We start from the raw sequence: 525 nt of genomic DNA on the forward strand, positions 1-525 counted from the left end.
GAAACCACCCCGCTGGTCATCGTCCCGACGCGGACCACGGTCATCACGACGGTCATCGCGACGGAAGCCACCACGGTCCCCGTCGTCCCGACGGCCGAAGCCACCACCCGGACGGCCGCCACGGTCGTCACGGCGCTCGTCCCGGCGGAAGCCACCGCGGTCGTCGTCCCGACGGAAAGACGGACGGTCATCGCGGCGGAAGCCGCCACGCGCATCGTCCCGGCGCGGCCCGCGCGGACCGCCACCACGGCGCGGTTCGCCGCCGGATCGGCCGTCGGGAGAGTTGGTGGACATCGAGGTGACTCCTGTCTTCAGGTACTGCAATCATTCTCGCGCAGCCGGTCGGCAAGCGCTCATCGAGAATGAGAGAAAGGCAAATACAAAAGGACCCTTGGTCCCAGCTGAACGCTGGGACCAAGGGTCCTTGAAAGATTGTTCGGCGGCGTCCTACTCTCCCACACGGTCCCCCATGCAGTACCATCGGCGCTGAAAGGCTTAGCTTCCGGGTTCGGAATGTAACCGGGC

General features: G+C 66.5%; 1 rRNA gene and 1 pseudogene. One reads left to right on the forward strand and one right to left on the reverse strand.

Annotated elements, in window-relative coordinates:
• Positions 1 to 366 (forward strand): annotated as a pseudogene (locus ACIHFE_RS23510) (hypothetical protein); the annotation flags it as partial.
• A gap of 68 nt (positions 367 to 434) precedes the next feature.
• Here the strand turns inward: ACIHFE_RS23510 and rrf are convergent.
• Positions 435 to 525: ribosomal RNA gene (rrf, locus tag ACIHFE_RS23515) — 5S ribosomal RNA — on the reverse strand; the annotation flags it as partial.

Source organism: Streptomyces sp. NPDC052396 (assembly GCF_044593195.1).
Classification (GTDB): Bacteria; Actinomycetota; Actinomycetes; order Streptomycetales; family Streptomycetaceae; genus Streptomyces.